This window comes from Actinomadura fulvescens, from assembly GCF_039533225.1.
GTDB lineage: Bacteria > Actinomycetota > Actinomycetes > Streptosporangiales > Streptosporangiaceae > Spirillospora > Spirillospora fulvescens.
On record NZ_BAAATD010000033.1, the window covers coordinates 1 to 18,714 of the forward strand.

16 protein-coding genes are annotated in these 18,714 nt (G+C 68.9%); 5 read left to right on the forward strand and 11 right to left on the reverse strand.

The features are described 5' to 3' along the window. Positions 1 to 390: 390 nt before the first annotated feature. A complete protein-coding gene (locus ABD333_RS46945; RefSeq protein ID WP_344549430.1) occupies positions 391 to 1,341 on the reverse strand; it encodes a hypothetical protein in 951 nt (316 codons plus the stop codon). Positions 1,342 to 1,454: 113 nt separating this feature from the next. Between ABD333_RS46945 and aac(6') the strand changes: the two genes are divergently transcribed. From aac(6') to ABD333_RS46960, 3 genes are all read left to right on the forward strand, one after another. Further along, a complete protein-coding gene (aac(6'), locus tag ABD333_RS46950; protein ID WP_344549431.1) occupies positions 1,455 to 1,940 on the forward strand; it encodes an aminoglycoside 6'-N-acetyltransferase in 486 nt (161 codons plus the stop codon). A gap of 38 nt (positions 1,941 to 1,978) precedes the next feature. After that, positions 1,979 to 5,311 carry an aminopeptidase N gene (pepN, locus tag ABD333_RS46955; protein ID WP_344549432.1) on the forward strand — a complete coding sequence of 1,111 codons (3,333 nt, stop codon included), beginning with the start codon at positions 1,979 to 1,981 and terminating at the stop codon, positions 5,309 to 5,311. Positions 5,312 to 5,574: 263 nt separating this feature from the next. After that, complete coding sequence (locus ABD333_RS46960; RefSeq protein ID WP_151562616.1) at positions 5,575 to 5,787, forward strand: helix-turn-helix domain-containing protein; 213 nt, start codon at positions 5,575 to 5,577, stop codon at positions 5,785 to 5,787. Positions 5,788 to 5,845: 58 nt separating this feature from the next. Here the strand turns inward: ABD333_RS46960 and ABD333_RS46965 are convergent, their stop codons facing one another. From ABD333_RS46965 to ABD333_RS46990, 6 genes are all read right to left on the reverse strand, one after another. Continuing rightward, complete coding sequence (locus ABD333_RS46965) at positions 5,846 to 7,282, reverse strand: DUF2786 domain-containing protein (RefSeq protein ID WP_344549433.1); 1,437 nt, start codon at positions 7,280 to 7,282, stop codon at positions 5,846 to 5,848. Between the two features lie 237 nt (positions 7,283 to 7,519). Continuing rightward, entirely contained in the window at positions 7,520 to 8,179 is a 660-nt protein-coding gene (locus ABD333_RS46970; RefSeq protein ID WP_344549434.1) for an SAM-dependent methyltransferase, read from the reverse strand. Between the two features lie 34 nt (positions 8,180 to 8,213). Continuing rightward, on the reverse strand, positions 8,214 to 9,182 hold the full coding sequence (locus tag ABD333_RS46975) for an AurF N-oxygenase family protein (RefSeq protein WP_344549435.1): 969 nt from the start codon (positions 9,180 to 9,182) through the stop codon (positions 8,214 to 8,216). A 950-nt stretch (positions 9,183 to 10,132) separates the two neighbouring features. Then, a complete protein-coding gene (locus ABD333_RS46980) occupies positions 10,133 to 10,402 on the reverse strand; it encodes a hypothetical protein (protein ID WP_344549436.1) in 270 nt (89 codons plus the stop codon). A gap of 172 nt (positions 10,403 to 10,574) precedes the next feature. After that, the gene (locus ABD333_RS46985) at positions 10,575 to 11,672 is read right to left on the reverse strand and encodes a winged helix DNA-binding domain-containing protein (RefSeq protein WP_344549437.1); all 1,098 of its coding nucleotides are present in this window, start codon (positions 11,670 to 11,672) and stop codon (positions 10,575 to 10,577) included. A gap of 40 nt (positions 11,673 to 11,712) precedes the next feature. Further along, the gene (locus ABD333_RS46990) at positions 11,713 to 12,846 is read right to left on the reverse strand and encodes a serine hydrolase domain-containing protein (RefSeq protein ID WP_344549438.1); all 1,134 of its coding nucleotides are present in this window, start codon (positions 12,844 to 12,846) and stop codon (positions 11,713 to 11,715) included. 732 nt (positions 12,847 to 13,578) lie between these two features. Between ABD333_RS46990 and ABD333_RS46995 the strand changes: the two genes are divergently transcribed. Then, positions 13,579 to 13,923, forward strand: coding sequence for a hypothetical protein (locus ABD333_RS46995; RefSeq protein WP_344549439.1), 345 nt, complete (start codon positions 13,579 to 13,581; stop codon positions 13,921 to 13,923). Between the two features lie 43 nt (positions 13,924 to 13,966). Here the strand turns inward: ABD333_RS46995 and ABD333_RS47000 are convergent, their stop codons facing one another. From ABD333_RS47000 to ABD333_RS47015, 4 genes are read right to left on the reverse strand one after another with little or no spacing between them, the layout of a single operon-like run. Then, positions 13,967 to 14,614, reverse strand: coding sequence for a pentapeptide repeat-containing protein (locus ABD333_RS47000; RefSeq protein ID WP_344549440.1), 648 nt, complete (start codon positions 14,612 to 14,614; stop codon positions 13,967 to 13,969). Then, positions 14,611 to 15,447: a patatin-like phospholipase family protein gene (locus ABD333_RS47005; RefSeq protein WP_344549441.1), complete on the reverse strand. Its 837-nt coding sequence runs from the start codon at positions 15,445 to 15,447 to the stop codon at positions 14,611 to 14,613. Before ABD333_RS47005 ends, ABD333_RS47000 begins: the two co-directional genes overlap by 4 nt. A gap of 8 nt (positions 15,448 to 15,455) precedes the next feature. Beyond that, positions 15,456 to 16,298: a TIGR03943 family putative permease subunit gene (locus ABD333_RS47010; RefSeq protein WP_344549442.1), complete on the reverse strand. Its 843-nt coding sequence runs from the start codon at positions 16,296 to 16,298 to the stop codon at positions 15,456 to 15,458. Continuing rightward, positions 16,295 to 17,332, reverse strand: coding sequence for a permease (locus tag ABD333_RS47015; protein ID WP_344549443.1), 1,038 nt, complete (start codon positions 17,330 to 17,332; stop codon positions 16,295 to 16,297). The genes ABD333_RS47010 and ABD333_RS47015 overlap by 4 nt, the downstream gene beginning before the upstream one ends. 523 nt (positions 17,333 to 17,855) lie before the next feature. On the opposite strand from ABD333_RS47015, the gene ABD333_RS47020 reads away from it, so the two are divergent. After that, positions 17,856 to 18,473: an RlpA-like double-psi beta-barrel domain-containing protein gene (locus ABD333_RS47020; RefSeq protein ID WP_344549444.1), complete on the forward strand. Its 618-nt coding sequence runs from the start codon at positions 17,856 to 17,858 to the stop codon at positions 18,471 to 18,473. Positions 18,474 to 18,714 lie beyond the last annotated feature (241 nt).

Here is an 18,714-nt window from a genome sequence, read left to right on the forward strand (position 1 = left end):
GGCCCGCCTGCACATCATCGCCGGCGACACCCCGAACGACAAGATCGACCAACAGCAACTCACCGCTTAACCTGCACAAACGGATCACGCGGTGGTCTCCTCTTACACCACTCCGCTGGACGTGACCACTTGGCTGTGTAGTTTGGCTGGCTCTGTGGGGCGCGAGGGCTGCGTCGGAGTTGCTGGTGGCCGAGGTTGTTGCGACGTAATGCTGGCTGGCGGTTGTGATGTCGTTCTGGACGTGCTTTTGGTGCGATCGGGTGGCTGTGGCTGTGGCTGTGGCTGTGGCTGTGGCTGTCGGTGGGCGGAGGCGGCTGCCGATGGCTGGAATTGATGTTTGTGCGTTGTGCTGTCGCGTTTCGGTCGCATGGGCTGTCGGCAGGTGCGGGTTTATGCAGCCGCGTTCAGGGATGGGGTTTCGGCGCGTTGAGCGGTGATGCAGGCGGGCAATGTGCCGCCCCAGAGCCAGTCGTTCGCGGTTCCCAGGTAGTCGTCGGGCGGGTCGACCGCGATGAGGCGAGGCGTCAGCGGGCGGAGACGCACCCGGAACGTCGCCTCCGCGAGACTGGCTCGTGAAGCACCCCAGAAGTCGCCGTAGTCGCCGGTCGTGAGCGTCAGGTCGGCGTCGATCGTTCGGGTGCGGCCGGCGGGGCCGGTGGCCAGCCAGGACCAGTGGTCGGTGAGCAGGTGGCGAGCGGTCGTGCGCAGGACGTTGAGGGCGGCCAGGTCATGTGGGCAGGCGATCTCGGAGATCTGGAGCTCGGGCAGGCCGAAGCGCCGCAGGCCTCGGGTCAGCAGCCGTACGCAGGCGCAGCCGTTCACCCCCTCCAGCTCCTGGTCGGGGTCAGGAGCGGTGCAGCGACCGTTGGCCCGGTAGGGCGGGAGGACGTCACCCAGCCAGTCGTCGGCCAGCACGAACCGCGGACGTTCGTCGCCGACCGCGCAGATGTGGCCGGTCACGAGGTCGGCAGCGACGCCGTTCGTGGCCCTGGCGATCGCGTGCGCGGCGGCGCGGGCCACCTGGACGCCGCGCGGCTGATCGGTGACGGGACCGACCGTGGTGACGACGGCGATGTGCTCCGCGTCGCGGAGCCTGGCTTCGGCTCCGCGTTGGGAACGATGGGCGGCCCGGATTTGCGACGGATCCCAGCGCAGTTGCTCGGGATCGGCCCGTTCGATCGTCAGGTGCGGTGTGCCCAGCCGCCCGCTCACGTGCGCCCCGTACGGACCGGCCGACTCGCCGCGGACGAGCGAGTGGAGGTCCCGCGGCATGGCGTCGGCTGCCACGACGAACCGGGACGTGGTGGTGGCCGGGACGGAGAACGTAAGGGTGGAGCGCATGATCGCGCCTCCTTTCGATTGCCGTCCAGCCAGCATGAGCCGACGGCACCGCGGAAGGAAGCCGAACGAAATTCTGTGGAAAACCCGGGTCCCGGGGCGAGATGATCCCGGGCATGGAACTGCGAGGGGCTTCGGTCTTCCTACGGCGTGTGGAAGCGGGCGACACGGGGGTGCTGGCGGAGATCGTCCGCGAACCGGAGGTCGCACGATGGTGGGCGCCGCCGGAGAACTTCGACGACATGCTCGCGATCGTGGTGGAAGGCGAGGTCGCCGGTGCCATCCAGTACGACGAGGAGGACGATCCCGACTACCGGCATGCGTCGATCGACATCTTCCTGAGCGCACGCTTTCACGGGAAGGGACTAGGCACGGAGGCGGTGCGCGTGCTTGCCCGATGGCTTATCGACGAGCGAGGACATCACCGCCTCACTATCGATCCAGCCGCGGCCAATGACATGGCGATCCGCTCCTACACGAAGGTTGGGTTCAAGCCGGTGGGACGTATGCGGCAGTACGAACGCGACCCCGTAACCGGTGAATGGCACGACGGGCTTCTTATGGACCTTCTCGCCGACGAACTCGCCCCAGATGGGCAATGAAGGAACCCTCGCGGCGGCCTTGACCGTTGTGTTGAGGTATGACCTTTGCTGCTCCCCTCACTCGTGCCGAGGCCCGTGAACGGGCCCGCCTACTTGACGTTCACTCGTACTCGGTGAAACTTGACCTGACCCGAGGGGACGAGGTCTTCGGCTGCAGCACGGTCATCCGGTTCGCGGCGAGTGAGCGGGGTGCCGCGTCGTTCGCTGAGATCCGGCCCTCTGCCGTACGGCGCATCGTGCTCAACGGACGCCCGCTCGATCCGATGTCCGTAGCGCGGGGCGGACGGCTCGATCTGCCAGAGCTCGATCTGGAGAACGTGCTTACCGTCGAGGCGGACATGCCCTACACCCGCACGGGCGAGGGGATGCACCGCTTCGTCGATCCCGAGGACGGCGAGGTCTATGTCTACGCCAACTGCGGGCCCGACCATGCGCCGTCCGTCTTCCCGTGCTTTGACCAGCCCGATCTGAAGGCCACCTTCAGTCTGAGTGTTACGGCTCCGGCGGCCTGGTCACTGCGTAGCAACGGCGCGGAGCGTGCGCGTTACTACAACGATGCCGGGCAGACGCAGCACTGGAAGTTCGCTGCTACAGAGCCGATAGGCACATCGCTGCTCACCGTTACGGGCGGGCCGTTCCATTCCGTCGAGGCCGAGCATGACGGCATCGAGCTGGGGCTGCATTGCCGACGCTCGCTCGCACGGCACCTGGACGCGGACATCGAGGAGCTCTTCGATTTCACGCGGCGGGCGTTCGACCGCTTCCACGAGGTGTTCGAGCAGCGGTACGCGTTCGGCAAGTACGACCAGGTCTTCGTTCCCGAGATGAACTGGGGCGCGATCGAAAAGCCCGGCTGCGTGCTCTTCAACGAACGTTTCGTCTTCCAGTCCGCGGTCACCGACACACAGCGCGAGCTCCGTGCCACGGTCATCGCCCACGAAATGGCGCACATGTGGTTCGGGAACCTGGTCACGATGCGCTGGTGGGACGACATCTGGCTGAGCGAGTCGTTCGCCGAGTACATGGGGTACGAGATCGCGGCGGTCGCCAGCCGGTTCGCGAATCCGTGGACGGCCTTCGCCGTCGCACGTAAGCCTTGGGGCTACGACGCCGATCAGCGGCCGTCCACCCATCCGGTGGCGGCCGAGAGCCTTGAGGACGTGACGTCGGCGCTCATGAACTTCGACGGGATCTCGTACGCCAAGGGCGCGTCGGCGCTACGGCAGCTGGTCGCGTGGGTAGGGGAGGACGCGTTCTTCCAGGGGGTCAACGACTACTTCGCCACGCATCGCTTTGGGAACGCCGAGCTCACCGATCTTCTGGATGCCATCGACGCGGCTGCTCCCGGCCGTGACGTACGGGAGTGGGCACATCGATGGCTGCGCACAACGGGCATTGACACGCTCAGGGTCGACGTTGAGGGCGAGGCGGTGGTCGTCTCACATGCTGGGACGTTGCGGCCTCACCGAGTGCTCGTGAGTCTGTACGACGACATCCCTGGACAGGGCCTCGTCCTGCGTGAGCGCCGTCCGGCCGAGGTCACGCCCGGGTCTGACCGGACCGTCCTCCTCGACGTATTCCGACCGAGAGAGCTTGACGCCCCGCCCGAAGCGGAACAGCCCGACGCGGCACGCTCCGCCCAAGCCGACGCGGCACGTTCCGGCCGTTCGAACACGCCTCGTTCGACACCTTCAGACGCGGCAGGTTCCGACGTAGCGTCCACGAACGTGACGTCTCCCGAGGAGGCACAGTCCGACGCGGCGTCCTCCGACGGGACGGCCTTTGACGTGGCGTCTTCCACCACGGCGCGGTCCGACGCGGCGCCCTTTGAGGTGGCGCCTGCAGACGCGGCGTCTCCCGGCGTGGTGCAGTCCGGCCCGGCGTCTTCCGGCGCGGCACCTCCTGGCGCGGAGGGCTCTGACGTGGCGTCTTCTGACGTGCCGCAATCCGGTGTGGCGTCTTCCGCGGGGGCGGCCTTGGGCGCCGCGCCTTCTGACGGGGCGCAATCCGATGCGAACGGTTCCGAACGGGCGGCATCCGGCGGGGCGCGCTCTGATACTCCTGGTTCGGCGCAATCCGATGCGGCGCGTTCCGATGCGGCGCGTTCCGATGCGGCGCGTTCGGCTGAACGGGACGTGCCCTCGCCGTCCACGCACACTGGTGCGTCCTCTTCGAAGCCTTCGGCGAAGCCCGGGAAGTCGGGCACCGGGCAATCTGAGCCTCCGGAGGCTAACGCGCTCGGACTGGCGTCGTCCCCCTTGCCGAGCCCAGACCGCCCAGGGACGGCTCGCCCATGGCAAGCTGATGCGACGCCATCCGAACGGCCCTCGCCGGCGCCTGGCGGTGGGCCAGAGCATGCGCAAGGCGTACGGCGCCCGGCGTTGGTGTTGCTCAATGATGGTGACCTGACCTACGCCAAGGTACGGCTGAACGAGGATTCCTGGGGCGCCGTCAAGTCGGGTCTTTCGACAATTGATGACTCGCTGACCCGTGCTCTCCTCTGGAACACCGCTCGCGATATGGTGCGCGACGGCGATCTGCCCGCCGGGGAATTCCTGGCGCTCGTGGCCGCTCAGTTGCCCGGTGAGGACGTGGTGGCCATCGCTGAGGCGGTGCTCACGTTCACCCGGAATCACGTCGCCGACCGCTTCCTGCCGCCCGAACACCGCTCTGAGGCTCTGGCCATCGTGTCCGGGGTCTGCCGGACGATTCTGCGCCGGTCCGGGTCCGCTGACGACCTCCGGCTGGCCGCCGTACGGACGCTGATTCCGAGCGCGCAGACACCGGGCGAGCTCAGCGATCTCCGGCACTGGCTTCGTCTCGGGCGTGTGCCTGGCGGCCCGGACCTCGACGCCGAGCTGCGCTGGCAGATCCTGCATCAGCTGTGCGCCCTGGAGCAGGCGGGCGAGGCGGACATCGCCGCCGAACTCGGACGTGATCCGAGCGCGATCGGGGAGGAAGGCGCCGCCCGGTGCCGTTCGGCGTTGCCGGATCCGGATGCCAAGCGACGCGCGTGGAAGCTGCTCTTCACCGAGAACGTGCTGTCTCCCCGCCTCCTTGCGGCCATCGCGCGGGGCTTTTGGCAGCCTGCTCGCCCTGAGCCGACCGCCGGCTATGTCGAGCGCTACTTCGACGAGATCCCGGCAGCCGGGGAGCGTGGCCAGATGATCGCGATGACGCTCGGCCGTGAACTCTTCCCAGCTCACGTCGCCATGCCCGAGACCGTTCGAGCCGCCGTACGCTGCCTCGAACACGACACCTTGGCCGTCGCTCTCCGCCGTACCCTCGCCGACCAGCTGGACGATCTTCAGCGGGCGGTCCGCCTCCGGAGCGCCTGGGCCGACGGGGCTGATGCGCGATTGAACGGGTAGGGAGCCGCCTGCGAACAGCACTGCTCAGCTGACTGTGATCAAGCTCGGAGTCAAGGGTTTTGGGGTGTTGTTGACGGTATGACGAGCTCGATAGTCCAGTACCGACACGCCGGACACCACGGAAAAGACCACCAGTGGCCGATCTCGCGACGATCGCGTGGCATTGTGGGGGAAATTGCGGGGAATGTGTACGTTGGAGAGATCAATAGGGCTGTGAGCTGGGGGAACGGCCCGCAGCTCAGCCGTCGAAACTGGAGGTACACGTGACCCGGACACTGTCGAGGGGCACCCGCGTGACCGGTGCCGAGCGCACCAAGCTCGCGGCGGAACTGGCGCCGCGGTACGCGGCGGGCGAGAGCATCCGTGATCTGGCCGCCGAAACGGGCCGTTCGTACGGCTTCATCTACAACGTCCTCAAGGAGGCCGGCGTGCCGCTGCGAGGCCGTGGCGGCAACACCCGTCGCAAGAAGGACTGACCCTGGCCGTCCCCCCAGCTCCCCCGGGGGGATCCGATGCCCTGTTCCAGCCGCGGCGCTATCCTCCGGTGACCTCGGAGCGTCCGTTCAGGCTGGCCAGATCGGCGGCCGCCCGCCCCGCGACCCAGCCCTCGTAGTTGGAGACCGCCCGGGCGCGGCCCCTGGTGAGATTCGGGAACATCGTGTCGACCGCCTCTTCGACGGCCCGGTCGCGTGCGGCCAGAACGGGAAGAAGATCCTTTCCGTCTGCCTCCGCGGCCGCCCTGGTCGTCGCCTCACCGGTCGCCCCCCGGAGCCGCTCCCCGATGCGGGCGGCGTAGGCGTTGAGAAAAGCATGACGGAACGAACGCGTACGGGACTTGCCGCGCGCGTCCGTACGTGTGCCCGTATGAACCATCGCCGTGGTCGCCTGCACCAGCAGCGAGGTGAACAACATCTCCACCGCCGCAAGGTCTGACGGGAAGCCCAACACAGTGGAGAAGCCGAGCTCACGATGCCATACGGCGCGGCAGCGGTTCGCCTCGGCCACGACGGTCAGCAGTACGGCCTTGGGCGAGTCATAGGGATTGTCGACCGGAATCCGCCGTCCGCCCGGCTCGCTACCCATGCCCGTCTCGGCGGCTAGCAGAGCGTGGTCAATGCTGTATCGGGCCATCAGCTCCTGGGCGCGGGTGCTCAGCGCCTCTGCCTCTTCGGGAAACTCCGTCGACTCCGCCTTGGCTAGGAGCGCGCGTACCTTACCCAGCATCCGCTGGTCGGCCCCCGTGGCTCGCGGCGTACTCGCCCGGCCATTCGGCACAGTCCCCGGCGGCGGGCCGATCCGCGCCAGCCGGGGCAGCGAACCCAGCAGATGCGACAGCTCCAGCGCACACATGATCAAGGTGCCGCGATCGGTGGCGTCACGGTTACACCAGGCTCGGGTGAACGAACGGTCGCTGTCCCACCAGACCTCGGCGCCGAGCTCCACCAGTTGCCGCCGCCACTCCTCGTCCACTGTGACGGCTGAATAGGCCCGCATCTCAGCGGCGATGACGTCGATCGCCAGCCGCCGGTGCCGTCGCCCCAGCCGCCGTCCCGTGAACCGCGCGAGGTCCGCGGGCTGCCACCCCCGCTGCCAGGCCGCAGCGACCCCGTCCTCCAGACGCCCCAAAAGAACCCGGTCAACCAGCCCGCGCCACCCGGGTGCGCTGCCTCGCCCGCCGCCTGCCTCAGATCGGATGTCCGGTTGCGGTCCGCTCGGCGTGCTGTGGAGCGTGGACCCGCTGCTGGGCGTGGGCGCACCGTCCGGCCCGGGGCCGTGGTCAGGTGTGGGCTCGGCGGTTAGCTCGGTTACGGCTTGAGCCAGAATGTCCTGGTCACCGCGCTGAAGCGCCCGCACTGCGTGGGCGATCAGGCTTTCGGCGAGCTCGCGCGTACGCGGCGGACCGGTGTCGCGCTCGAACGGCGGGCCGGAGGCGTCCGAGACCTGGCCAGGCTGCCGCCACGCCTTCCTCACCAAGCCCTCCTCGCTCACCTTCCACAGACACCCCGAATCCTGCCACGCGCGCACGACAGATCGCGGCAGTGTCGCGCAGCGGCACGACTGCCCGCAGCCGAACGCAATGCGGTCCGGCAGCGCAGGGCCGTGGCTAGGCAGGCGTCTTTCGCACTAGCGGACGCGCTACGGTCCGGCAGGGCTGCGGTTACACGAACGCACTGCAGGCAGGCGGATGCAGCGTGGCGGGCACTGCGGTTAGGGGGTGGCTGGCCAGTGGTCGGCTGTGCGGCCGTCGGCGAAGGTGAACATCAGGATGCCGGGGCGGAGGGGTTTCGGGTCGCCTCGGAAGGTATGGACGCCGACGCAGAGGCCGGTTCCGTCGGGGACTGAGCTGATGAGCTCCTCGAATCCGTGCCGCGAGAACCACCGCTGAACGCACGGTATGGCTTCCGGGGAACGGCGGTGGCGAGTCCAGATCACGGTCGCGTTCCGTGCACAGAGCTGTGGCAGGCAGGAGATCGTCCGTTCGATCGAACGTTCGGTCAGGTTGCCGAAGACCCCCGACAGCACGACCACGTCGGCGGGTACGGCACCTTCGTAGTTGTCGGTCAGGGCCGCGTCGTCCTCGACGACCTGGACGCCGGGCAGGTCATCGGCCGCCTCGGCCGCGACGGCGGCGATCCGGGGGTCGAGTTCGAGGAGGCGCGCGGTGACGTCCGGGCCGCGCTCGTGGTCGCGCAGCACCGGGATGACCTCGCGCGCCTCGCCCGCGCAGACGCTGACAAGCTGAATCCGGCCCGCCGGGGCACGGTCGAGGGCCGCACAGATCCGAAGCCGTACCGTGGACAGCCGCCGCGCTACGGACGAGTCAGGCTCGTCGTACTGGCGGTGCCAATCGGCCCAGTCCCGTGCCATGCCCGCCACCGTAACCCCGGCGGAGCCGTGATGCTCAGTCGTCCTCCCAGATGTTGAGCAACCGCCATACCTGTTTGCTCACGGGATTGATAAGGCCGATCTCCGAGCACAGGCCGCGCACGTTCGACACGGCCTTCGAGATGAGGTCCTGCGAACGATCGGTCGCCCAGTAGGTCTCCTTCATGACCTGTTCGGGGATGTGGAAGTGCCGTTCCATCGCGAGCGGCGGCGTGAGGATGAGCAGCACGCCGAGCTTCATCGAGGGCGGCACGACCAGGCTCAGCACGAACCGCTGCGGCGCGGCCAAGCGCGGCACGCGGTGCTTGAGGAACTGGCGCGCGAACGAGATGTGCCGCGCCTCCTCGGCCACGTGAATAGAGATGATCTTGTTGAGGAGCGGATGCCGGGCCGATCCGTCGCGGAGCATGCGGCGCTGCACGTAGTCGATGGGCTCCTCGCCGGCGAGCACCCAGAAGAAGAACAGGGAGGGCGCGACGAGGCTCAGCGGGGGAACGATCTCCGCCATCACCCGGACGGCGAGCGGCATGCCCTCCACCGGCGACTCGCTGCGGTTCACGAACTCCTGGAACATCATCCCGTGATGTCCCTCTTCGATCGTCTCGTGGTAGACGTAGCGGAACTCGGCGGAGTCGTTGGGCAGCCGGAACGCGTACGTGAGGAGCCCTCGCTTGAGCACGTTCTCGAACTGCATGCCGACCTTGCACACCTGTGCCTGCCGCCAGAGACCGATCCTGGCCCGCACGTGTTCCGGCTGGGCTCGGTACCACGGGTGCGCGCCCAGCGGGTCCAGTTCGGGCAGGATCCAGCGCGGGTCGTCCGGGTCGATCTCGAAGTCGGGGTCATCCCACGGAATGTCGGTGTACGGTTCCCAGTGCTTCTCGACCGAGGCCTTGGAAAGCCGTCGCAGCGTCTTTTCGTACAGAACGTCCTCAGCGTCGCGCGTCCGTGCCTCGTCGATATCGATGACCTGTGCTCGGGGCATGGCAGTTCCCTTCGCCGTTCGCGCTGAATACGGGGTTGCGTGTGACGACGTCGCCCGCGGGGGCCTCCGCGGCGCCTCCTGACCGCGTGGTGTGCACGGTTGTCAACTTAAGTGTGAAGTCACGGGTCGGTCAACAAGTTACGATCGCGTACGAAAGGCCGGTGAATGTCCACCAACCTGCGCGGACGCACGGCGGCGCGAGATTCGCAGCCAAATGGCCAGGGGTGGTCAACCGGCAGGTCAATGCCTGTTACTGGCGCGTTGCCTTGGTAGCGCGCGCCACATCGATATAACCGTATGGCCACACCACGAGCGCTCGCGAGAAGCGCTCGTGTGAAGAACTCAGCCAGGTGGCGAGCGTCAGGTCGTCAGGCCAGGTCGCACAGGGACGGTCAGCCTGCGAAACGCCTCAGGTATGGCGATCGTGTCGACAAGCGCCTCGACGCCTGGCGGCCGCGTCGACGAACGCTTCAGGCGCGGCGATCGCGTCGAGAGGCGCCTCAAGTGCGGCGATCGTGTCGGCAAGTCCCTCGAGGCCGGGCGATCGCGCCGACGAACGCCTTAGGCGCGGCGATTGCGTCGAGAAGCGCCCAGCCGCGGCGATCTCGTTGGCGAGTGCCTCAGGGTCGGGCGGTTGCGTCGACGAACGCCTCTGACCCGGGGGATCGTCGAAAAGCGCCCAGGTGCGGTGCTCGTGTCGGCAGGTGCCTCACGGCTGGGCGATTGCCTCGATGAATGCCTTAGGCGATGGGCTTGCGTCGATAAGCGCCTAGGCGCGGCGTTGCGTCGTGAAGCGCCTCACGTGCGGCGATCGCGTCGTGAAGCGCCTCACGTGCGGCGATCGCGTCGTGAAGCGCCTCACGTGCGGCGATCGCGTCGTGAAGCGCCTCACGTGCGGCGATCGCGTCGTGAAGCGCCTCACGTGCGGCGATCGCGTCTGGCGAACGCCTTCAGGTGCGGCGGTTGTCGCCGCGGAGTTCGTCGACGACGACGCTCTGGTATGCCCTGGTGGTGTCCGGCACGTAGGTCAGGCGCGCGAGTGCCTTGCCCTCGTTGTTGCGGATCTCGAAGTGGTAGCCCTCTCCGGAGACGCCGACGTGGGCCGCGGCCTGGTCGTGGCGGAGGCGGCACATCGTGTCGACCTTCTCGAGAGCGATCTTGAGGCTGCCGGCATCGCTGATGAGCCGGGCGGGCTCGCTCGTCTCCCAGATCTCGAACATGCGGTTCGCGTCCTGTCGGCGGGGTGGGGGCTGAGGGGGTTCAGGGGCTTCCGGGTACGGGAGATAGCTTGCGCTCAATCGATGAAAGATTCAACCAGAACCGATATCGGATTCATCACTATTCGGAGCGGATCACACGCATTCCGTCATATCGCCCGGACGCACCGAAAACCTACTCGTCGGCGAGAACAACCTGACGTTCCGGCGCATCCGGCTCAGCGAACTCCAGCAGGCGCTCGCCCTCGGTCGTGAGCGCGTTCAGGGCGCGTCTGGGCAGCTTCTCGAACGGGCGAAGCCGCAGCGTAGCGACCCTGCGCTTGCGTTCCACCTCCCACAGCCCGGCGGCGAAGCCGTCCCAGAGGAACGTGGCCCGCACCCGGAGGTTCTTGGTCGTCAGCGACGGCCGGTGCGCGTCGGCGATGACGCGCGAACGATCGGCGTGGGCGAGCACCAGGTTGTCGAACTCGGGCAGGAACCTGGCCTCGGCGGGCGTGTCCTCTTCCGGCCGAGGCGCCTCCGGCAAATCGAACAGCTCCCGGCCCTTGTCGTCCATGAACGTGCGCAGCCGAGGACGTAGCCGTTCCAGCACCTCACCCAGCTTCGGCAAACCGGACCACTCCTGCGCGTCCGCGACCGAGGCCGGGCCGAACGCGGACAGATAACGCAGTACGAGCGCCTCCGGGGACGGGTCGTCCGATGGTGGCTCGCCTAGCCAGGTGTCCGCCAGCGTGAACTCGGACGTACGCGCGAACGCCCAGCGGTCCTCGGTCGGAACCATTACCAGCGGCAGGCACATCCGCACGGAGAAGCCCAGCGCCCGGTCGTTGACCCCAGGAAACTCCTCTTGCAGCAACGCACGCAGCTCGTTGAAGGTCCGTGCCCGTACCTCCAGCAGTACGCGGGCCGCCGGAAGGACCTTGTCCAGTTCGAGGCCCTCCGCACGTGCCCCCAGCATGCGAAGCCCGGCGTCCAGCATCGGCTGCATCGACGCCCGCAGAGCGCCGTAGTCCCGCGCCGACACCAAATGCAGAGTGCCGCGCATCATCGTCGCCCGTACGACCGAACGCTCCTGGAGCGCCGCGCGTAGCCACGCCGCCTCGAACCCGGCCACCCGGGTCCAGAGCCCCAGGAACGGCGGTTTGGGCTCCTGCGCCTGCATGCCGCACAACCGCTCCACCGCCTCAGCGACGGAGACCTCTTCGCGGGCGAGCAGCATCTGCCGTGCCAGAGTGGCGCGGTTGAGAGCCCGCAGCGAGAGAACATCAGTCATCGGGGCCGATCGTATCCCCTGACTTGGCGATCCTTCGGGGTCACAGGCTCGCGTACACCGCGTCCACCAGCGCCTTGTTACGCGGGTTCTGCCAGCGCGGTCCCATCTCGTTCATCACGTACCCGAACGCCACACCCGCGTCCGGATCGCAGAAGCCGAGGGAGCCGCCCGCACCGAAGTGCCCGAACGAACGCGGATTTGGGCCAAGCGGACGTTCCGGCTGAGTCAACTGGAAGCCGGTCCCGAACCGCGCGGGCCGATGCATAACGAGATCCTCGCCCGAGGCCTGCTCGGCCGTCGCGGCGCTCAAGGCGTCCGCGTCCACGACCCGCACACCTCCGAACGTCCCGCCCGCCACCAACGCCGCGTAGACCCGCGCGACACCCCGCGCCGTGCCGTGGCCGTTCGTCGAAGGAAGCTGGGCCTCACGCCATGCGGCGGAGTTGATGACCCCCATGCCGGACAGCCCGCCCGGATTGAAGTAAGCGTTGTGCTCCATGAGCTGTCCCTCGGTGAGCTCGTCCGCGCGGTCGACCTCGGGCGGCGCCTCCTGCCAGGCGAAGTCGGCGACGCGGCGATGCTCGGCGATCGGCAGCCCGATATGGACGTCCGCCCCCAGTGGCCCGGCGATCTCGTCCCGCAGCAGCTCACCCACCGAGCGCCCGGTGACCCGCCGTACCACCTCGCCCACCAGGAAGCCGAACGTGTTGACGTGATAGCCGTGCGCGGTACCCGGCTCCCACCAGGGCTCCTGCTGCGCCAGCGCAGTGGTCATGGCCGACCAGTCCAGCATCGCCCCAGACGGCATCCTCCGCCGCACAGCGGGAAGCCCGGCCTGATGCGACAACAGCTGGCGGACGGTCACGACCTCCTTGCCGCCCTGACCGAACTCCGGCCAATAACGCGCAACAGGGGCGTCCACGTTCAGCCGCCCATCCCCGGCAAGCCGAGCGACCAGCAACGCGGTCAGACCTTTGCCGACGGAGAAAACGTTGACGAGCGTGTCCGGACGCCACGGTCGTTCATCGGTGGCCTGCCCGCCCCACAGATCGACGACCGTTCTCCCCTCCACGACGACGCACACCGCACCGCCCCGCTCACCGCGCCGCGCGAAGTTCTCCGCGAAGGCCTCCCGCACCGCCGCGAACCGAGCGTCGCACGCACCATCGATCATCAACCCGCCACCTCACAATCCCACCCGCATCATCCCGAAACGCGATCACCCCCCCGCACCCCCACCCCCAACACGCCACCCCCAGCAAGCCGCGCTCGGCAGAGAGCCGCGTCCCGTAGAGAGCCGCGCCGCCAGCAGAAGGCCGCACACGGCGGTCCGGCACTGCATGGCGCTGTGCGTAGATGGCCGCGCTCACAGACAGTTGCTCCCACGACCAGCCCGCGCTTGTGGCGCCGCCTGCACGCGCGCGCCAGCCTGTAGGTAATCGCCTGGTCCCGAGATCGCGCCCGTGCATAGCGTGCTGCCTGTAGGAGTTGCGTCTGCACATGGTTGTGCCCTCGTGTGAGGTCCTCGCTGGCAACCGAACGATGTTCTGGAGGCAGGGCGTATGTGTTTTGTTGTTCGGCTACTGCGGCGACGGTCTCGCGGAGCGGTGGCGCGGCCGGGGGGCGTGGTCGCATTCGGGGGCCCGGGAGGGGCTTCTCAGGGTTCTGTGAACGGACTGAACCTTCGGTTCGTTCAAGTTGCCTTTAGAACACTGTCCGCTAGCGCCGGGGGCCTCTGTGGGGGCGCACGGCTGCGACCTGCGGGGGTCTATGAACAACGACTGGGACGCGGATCGGTTACGCACGATCTTTCTCGATCTGCACGTGCATCGGCTCTTGCACCTGCACGCCATTTCCTAGCAGGATTGGCCCCGGACCCCCGCACGTGAACTCCCCGGAGATCGCGATGACCGCACACTTGAGCGACAGCGACCGACAGGCGCTGCGGCTTGCCCACGACCTCCGCGAAGAGATGCGGCTGGCGCTACCGCCTCACGGCGCCGCCGCCCCCGCGGTCTCTCCCTTCGTCGACCCGGCCGGACGGCCGAGTGTCCTGATGCGGATGGACGCGGACACGGCGCGCGCCCTGATGGCCCTGCTCGGCGAACGCCGGGCCGGGCAGACCGCGCCACCCGAGCCTCGGCGTGCCGACGGCTCGCACGTGCCACCGCCAGCACCGGCGGTCGCGGGTGCTCCGCTGGCGAGGGCGGCTCAGTCGCCCCTGCTGCCCACGACCTTCCCGGCCCGCTGACGGCCGCATCCGGCCACCATGTGCCGGCCGTGGCCGCATCAGGTCATTGTTCCTCGACCTTGATGCCCAGGGCATCGGCGAGCAGCGGGGCCAGGTCGAGGAGCTGCGCGGGGCTGACGATGGCTCCGCGGATCGTGTGGGGATCGATGGTGATGCCCAGGTCCGCTCCGCGCAGATCCACCTCGTCCAGGGCTGCCCCGGCGAGGATCGTCCGTTCCAGCCGGGAGCCGGGGAAGCTCGCCCGGGTGAGGCGCGCGCCGCCGAAGTCGACGTCGCGTAGCAGGCAGTCCGTGAACGTCACGTCCACGAGCGTGCCGCCACGGAAGTTGACCGAGTCGAGCTTGCAGCCCTGGAAGACGACCCGGATGAGCTGAACGCCGGACGCGCGGGTGCCTGCGAGGACCGAGCCGATCAGTGTGCTGTCCTGCCACCGGGTCTCGGTCAGGTCGGTGCCGACCAGCCGCAGCTCCCGTGCCCAGACGTCGAGGAAGCGGGCCGAGCGCAGCCGGCCGCCTTCCATGGCGACGCCGGTGAACGCGCAGTCCATGAAGCGGGAGCCCGCGGCGTTGAGGTCGGCCAGGTCGAGGTCCTTGAACAAGACCGTGTCGTGGTCGCCGCCCTGTCCCCACGTTCCGTCGTGGGACGTGAGCCACTCGGCGTACGGGACGTCGGCGAGCTTCTGGGGGATCACACCGTCCCCCAGACGGCCGCCACGTTCTCGGCGATCGCCGCGGCCTGGCGGCGTCCCGCGCGGGCGGCGGGCGGGCGGCGGGCCGGATCCAGCGAGTTGCGGCCGAACGCGCGCCGCGAGGCGGCGTCGGGCGAGATCACGACCACCTCGGCACCGGCCCGGCGGAGACCGGCGGCCTGGCCGGCCACGCTCTTGATCGCGCCGAAGCCCTGGGTGATGGGCGCGATGATGACGACCGCGGCGTGCCCGGCGGCCAGGTCCGCGTTGGCGGCCGACCGGGCTCCTCCGTCGATGTAGCGGCGGCCGCCGATCGTCACCGGAGGATAGACGCCCGGTATGGCGCAGCTGGCGCCCACCGCTTCCAGCAGGGTCGCCTCGCCCGACCGGTCGAAGACGGTGAAGGCGCCCGTGGCCGCGTCCACCGCGGTCACCAGCAGCGGCCGTTCGGGCCAGTCGCGCACGGGCAGCCGCGTTCTCATGACGGCGGCCCGTTCGGCCTCGGAGCCGGTACGGGCGTTGAGCGCCACGCGGCCGAGCCGGGCGCCGACCTGCGCGGGCGCCCGCGAGCTGAGTACCGCCCACGCCGAGCGGGCCAGGTCCGCGCGGGCCATCCGGGCCGGCGGACCGGCATCGATCGCCGTCAGCTGGAAGGCGAAACGTTCCTCGACCTCCAGACCCGCCGCGATCTGCGCCCCGACCACCGAGCCCGCCGAGGTGCCCACCACGAGGTCGGCGCCCGCCAGGTCGATTCCGGCGGCGGCGAGTCCGGCGAGAACGCCCCACTCCCAGCTGATACCGGTGAGGCCGCCACCGCCGAGCACCAACGCCCGCATGGATCTCCCTACTCGTACGGGTTCTTCGGCTTCTTGATCGGTTGAACGGAGCTGCCGTCCAGCTCGTGCACGCCGCTGCGCGCCTCGCCGTCCGGGGGACGCCACGTCCCGATCACCTGCACCCAGCTGTCGGCGGGCGGCTGCCGGAGGCCGTGCACGACCACCGGGAACGGGATCGCGTCGCCCGCGCAGCAGGCCATCTTCAGCCTCGTGACCTGCCAGGTCGAACCCTTCCGGCCCGGGGTGACGAACCCGGTCAGCTTCACCGGGACCCCCACCAGCGAGCGGTTCTGGCCCACCTGCGCCTCGTACGAGCGGCCGAGGAACTCGCCCATGGTCATCGCCACCGGGCCGCCGGTCCGGGGCAGCGCGTCGTACCCCTCGTCAGGCGGCGGGGGAGGCGTCGCCTGGCGGGCGGCGGCGCGCGAGGCGGTGAACGAGCCGAGCGCCGGCGGCGCCACCACGAAGATCGCGAGAACGGGCAGGCAGAGCAGCCAGGCCACCCTCGGTCCCCGGCCGCCATGATCGTGACCGTCCGCAGGTCCGTGGTCGTGTCCGTCGGCACGTCCGTGGTCGTGCCCGTCCGCGTGGGCGCTTCCGTGACCGTCCGCGCCGTCGCTGCCGTGGCCGCTTGCGCACGCGTGGCCGGCAGCGCCGGTGGCGTCAGGGGTGTCTCGCCACTCGCGGCGCAGGCCCGCCAGCCCGAGGACGATCATCGCCACGGCGGAGGGCACCAGCAGATAGCGGAATCCCGGCTTCACGTAGTTGAGGTACTCGTCGGTCGCCAGAGTGATCCACATCACCGCGGCGCCGATCATGATGAGCAGCAGGTTCTGGGCGGCCCGGGTCACAGCAGCACCTCTCCGGTGATGGCACTGACCCCGACCGCGAGGACGAAGGTCAGCGGGATGAAGCGGACCGCGAAGCGGCGGCCGAAGAAACCCGTCTGGAGCGCGATCAGCTTGAGGTCGACCATCGGCCCGACGACGAGGAAGGCCAGCCGCGCCGTGGGCGAGAACTGGGACAGGCTCGCCGCCACGAACGCGTCGGCCTCCGAGCAGATGGACATCAGCACGGCCAGGACGGCCAGCACCAGCACCGACAGCCACGGGATGCCGGCGACGCCGTTCACCCACTCTTCCGGCACGACCACGTTGATCGTGGCCGCGGCGATGCCCCCGACCACGAGAAAGCCCCCGGCGTGCATGATGTCGTGCCGCATCGCCTGCCGGAACGACTCCCACCGGCCGGTCCCGTCCGCGTGCGGCCGGGACGGGATCTTGATCCACTCGCCCTTGCCGAACAGCAGCCAGGCCCAGCCCGCCAGCACCGCCACCACGAGGGAGGCGGCGAAGCGCCCCACCACCATCTCGGGCGAGCCGGGGAACGCCACGGCGGTGGCCACGATCACGATCGGGTTGATCGCCGGGGCGGCGAGCAGGAAGGTCAGGGCCGCCGCCGGGGCCACGCCGCGCGCCATCAGGCCGCCCGCCACCGGCACGGAGGCGCATTCACACCCGGGCAGCACCGCGCCCATCGCCCCCGCGACGGGCACCGCGGCGCCCGGCCTGCGGGGCAGCACCCTGTTCCAGAAGGACGGGGGCACGAACGCGGTGATCGCGGCGGACAGCGCCACCCCGAAGACCAGGAACGGCAGGGCCTGCACGCAGATCGCCACGAAGACCGTGGTCCAGGCGTCCAGGGACCGCGCGTCCAGGCCCGGGGCGACCCAGACGCGGCCCAGCACCAGCAGCGCCGCGACGGCGGCGAAGGCCAGGGCCGCGCGGGTACCGGTCGCGGCGGTACGGGACCGCCCCCAGTCGGGCGGGGGAAGCAGATCGTCGTCGGCCATGCGGAGGCCGGCGTGGTCGGTCATGACCCACATCGTGCCAGACCCGGACCCGCCGTGACCCAGGCGTGATCGGCGTTTTCCGGCATCCGCCGGGCAAAAGGCGCCACTAAAAGATCTACCTGGCGAAAGGTAAAACCGGAACAGATTTGGCACAAGCCTGGTTTAGCCATATATGCTCCATGCCAGGTCAAGGTCGTCATAGGTTGACGAACCCTATCCATTGACCTAGCCAATCGCATAGCCGTCGTGTCCCGCCCGCCAGGCGGGATCCCCCCCGCCGATCAGCGGCCGTCCATGCAACGGTCGCGCGTGCCGGGCCATAGAGCCCCCGGTCGGCATTCTCCCGCCCTTTAGGAAGCCGTCACCTCAGTCGTGGCCGCACTGCGGCCTGACTTCCATGTGCGCGGCGCGGGGACCCCTGTCCGGGTTTCCTTCCACGCGGGTCTCTCAAGCGACGGTCTCTCCCGAGCGCCTGTCCTCGGGGCCGTTTCCCCTGTCCGTCCGGGCTTTGTTCCGGCGTGAAACGGCTGCCCTGTACGCCGAACAAAGGATTCCCATGCAGAAGCGAGCGAAGAATGTCGTCCTGACCGCGATCACCGGCAGCACCCTGGCCGGGATCCTGGTGGCCGGTGTGGCGCTGGCCAGCGACGACGGCGCTCCGACGCAGCAGAAGACCCCCCACGAGCTCTCCATGGTCGCCGAGAAGCAGGCGGACCAGAAGGGCACCAAGAAGGCCAAGGCGGACGAGGCCAAGAAGGCCAAGGCCGCCAAGAAGAAGGAGTCGAAGGCCCTTTACACGGGCAAGACCACCGCGTCCTACTTCTGGGACGACGGCTCCGGCGTGAACGGCGACACCGGCGCCCCCGCCGGTGGAAAGCCGATGCAGAAGGGCCTGTTCGCCAGCCCGAGCTGGCCGCTGCACACCAAGGTGAAGGTCTCTTACAACGGCCGCAGCGTCGTCGGCTTCGTCGGTGACCGCGGCCCCGGTGAGCCTTCTCACCGAGGCGTGATGCTGGACCTCGACACCTACACTTTCCGCTACCTCCTGGACGGGAAGAAGCCCGCGGACAAGTACAACGCCGGCACCGGTGAGGGGCACCTGAAGGGCCTCAAGTACGAGGTTCTCGAATGGGGCGATGGTGCCGGTACCAAGGGCGCTCCGCAGCCGTTCTAAGCGACCTTGCAACCAGCGGTCCCCCGGCTCGGGAGCGAGGCGTGGGAGCCGGCCGCTGTGCTGACAGGGCGGCTGGAACCTCACGCCGACACATAGGGACGCCCCGGCGGTCATCGGCGGGTTCTAGCGATCCTCGCAGCACCCTGGAGTTCAGGGAGTTGCGGGGATCGTGGGTTTTGAGGGGTTGAAGGCGCGGTTCTTTGAGGCGCTGGACCGGGAGAACGGGAGTATCTCGGGGGCT

Coding starts and splice junctions, on each gene's coding strand:
- ABD333_RS47020 (WP_344549444.1), top strand. CDS start 17,856: ATGCAGAAGCGAGCGAAGAATGTCGTCCTGACCGCGATCACCGGCAGC.
- ABD333_RS46975 (WP_344549435.1), bottom strand. CDS start 9,182: ATGCCCCGAGCACAGGTCATCGATATCGACGAGGCACGGACGCGCGAC.
- ABD333_RS47015 (WP_344549443.1), bottom strand. CDS start 17,332: ATGTGGGTCATGACCGACCACGCCGGCCTCCGCATGGCCGACGACGAT.
- ABD333_RS46990 (WP_344549438.1), bottom strand. CDS start 12,846: ATGATCGATGGTGCGTGCGACGCTCGGTTCGCGGCGGTGCGGGAGGCC.
- pepN (WP_344549432.1), top strand. CDS start 1,979: ATGACCTTTGCTGCTCCCCTCACTCGTGCCGAGGCCCGTGAACGGGCC.
- ABD333_RS47005 (WP_344549441.1), bottom strand. CDS start 15,447: ATGCGGGCGTTGGTGCTCGGCGGTGGCGGCCTCACCGGTATCAGCTGG.
- ABD333_RS46985 (WP_344549437.1), bottom strand. CDS start 11,672: ATGACTGATGTTCTCTCGCTGCGGGCTCTCAACCGCGCCACTCTGGCA.
- ABD333_RS46980 (WP_344549436.1), bottom strand. CDS start 10,402: ATGTTCGAGATCTGGGAGACGAGCGAGCCCGCCCGGCTCATCAGCGAT.
- ABD333_RS46970 (WP_344549434.1), bottom strand. CDS start 8,179: ATGGCACGGGACTGGGCCGATTGGCACCGCCAGTACGACGAGCCTGAC.
- ABD333_RS46995 (WP_344549439.1), top strand. CDS start 13,579: ATGACCGCACACTTGAGCGACAGCGACCGACAGGCGCTGCGGCTTGCC.
- ABD333_RS46945 (WP_344549430.1), bottom strand. CDS start 1,341: ATGCGCTCCACCCTTACGTTCTCCGTCCCGGCCACCACCACGTCCCGG.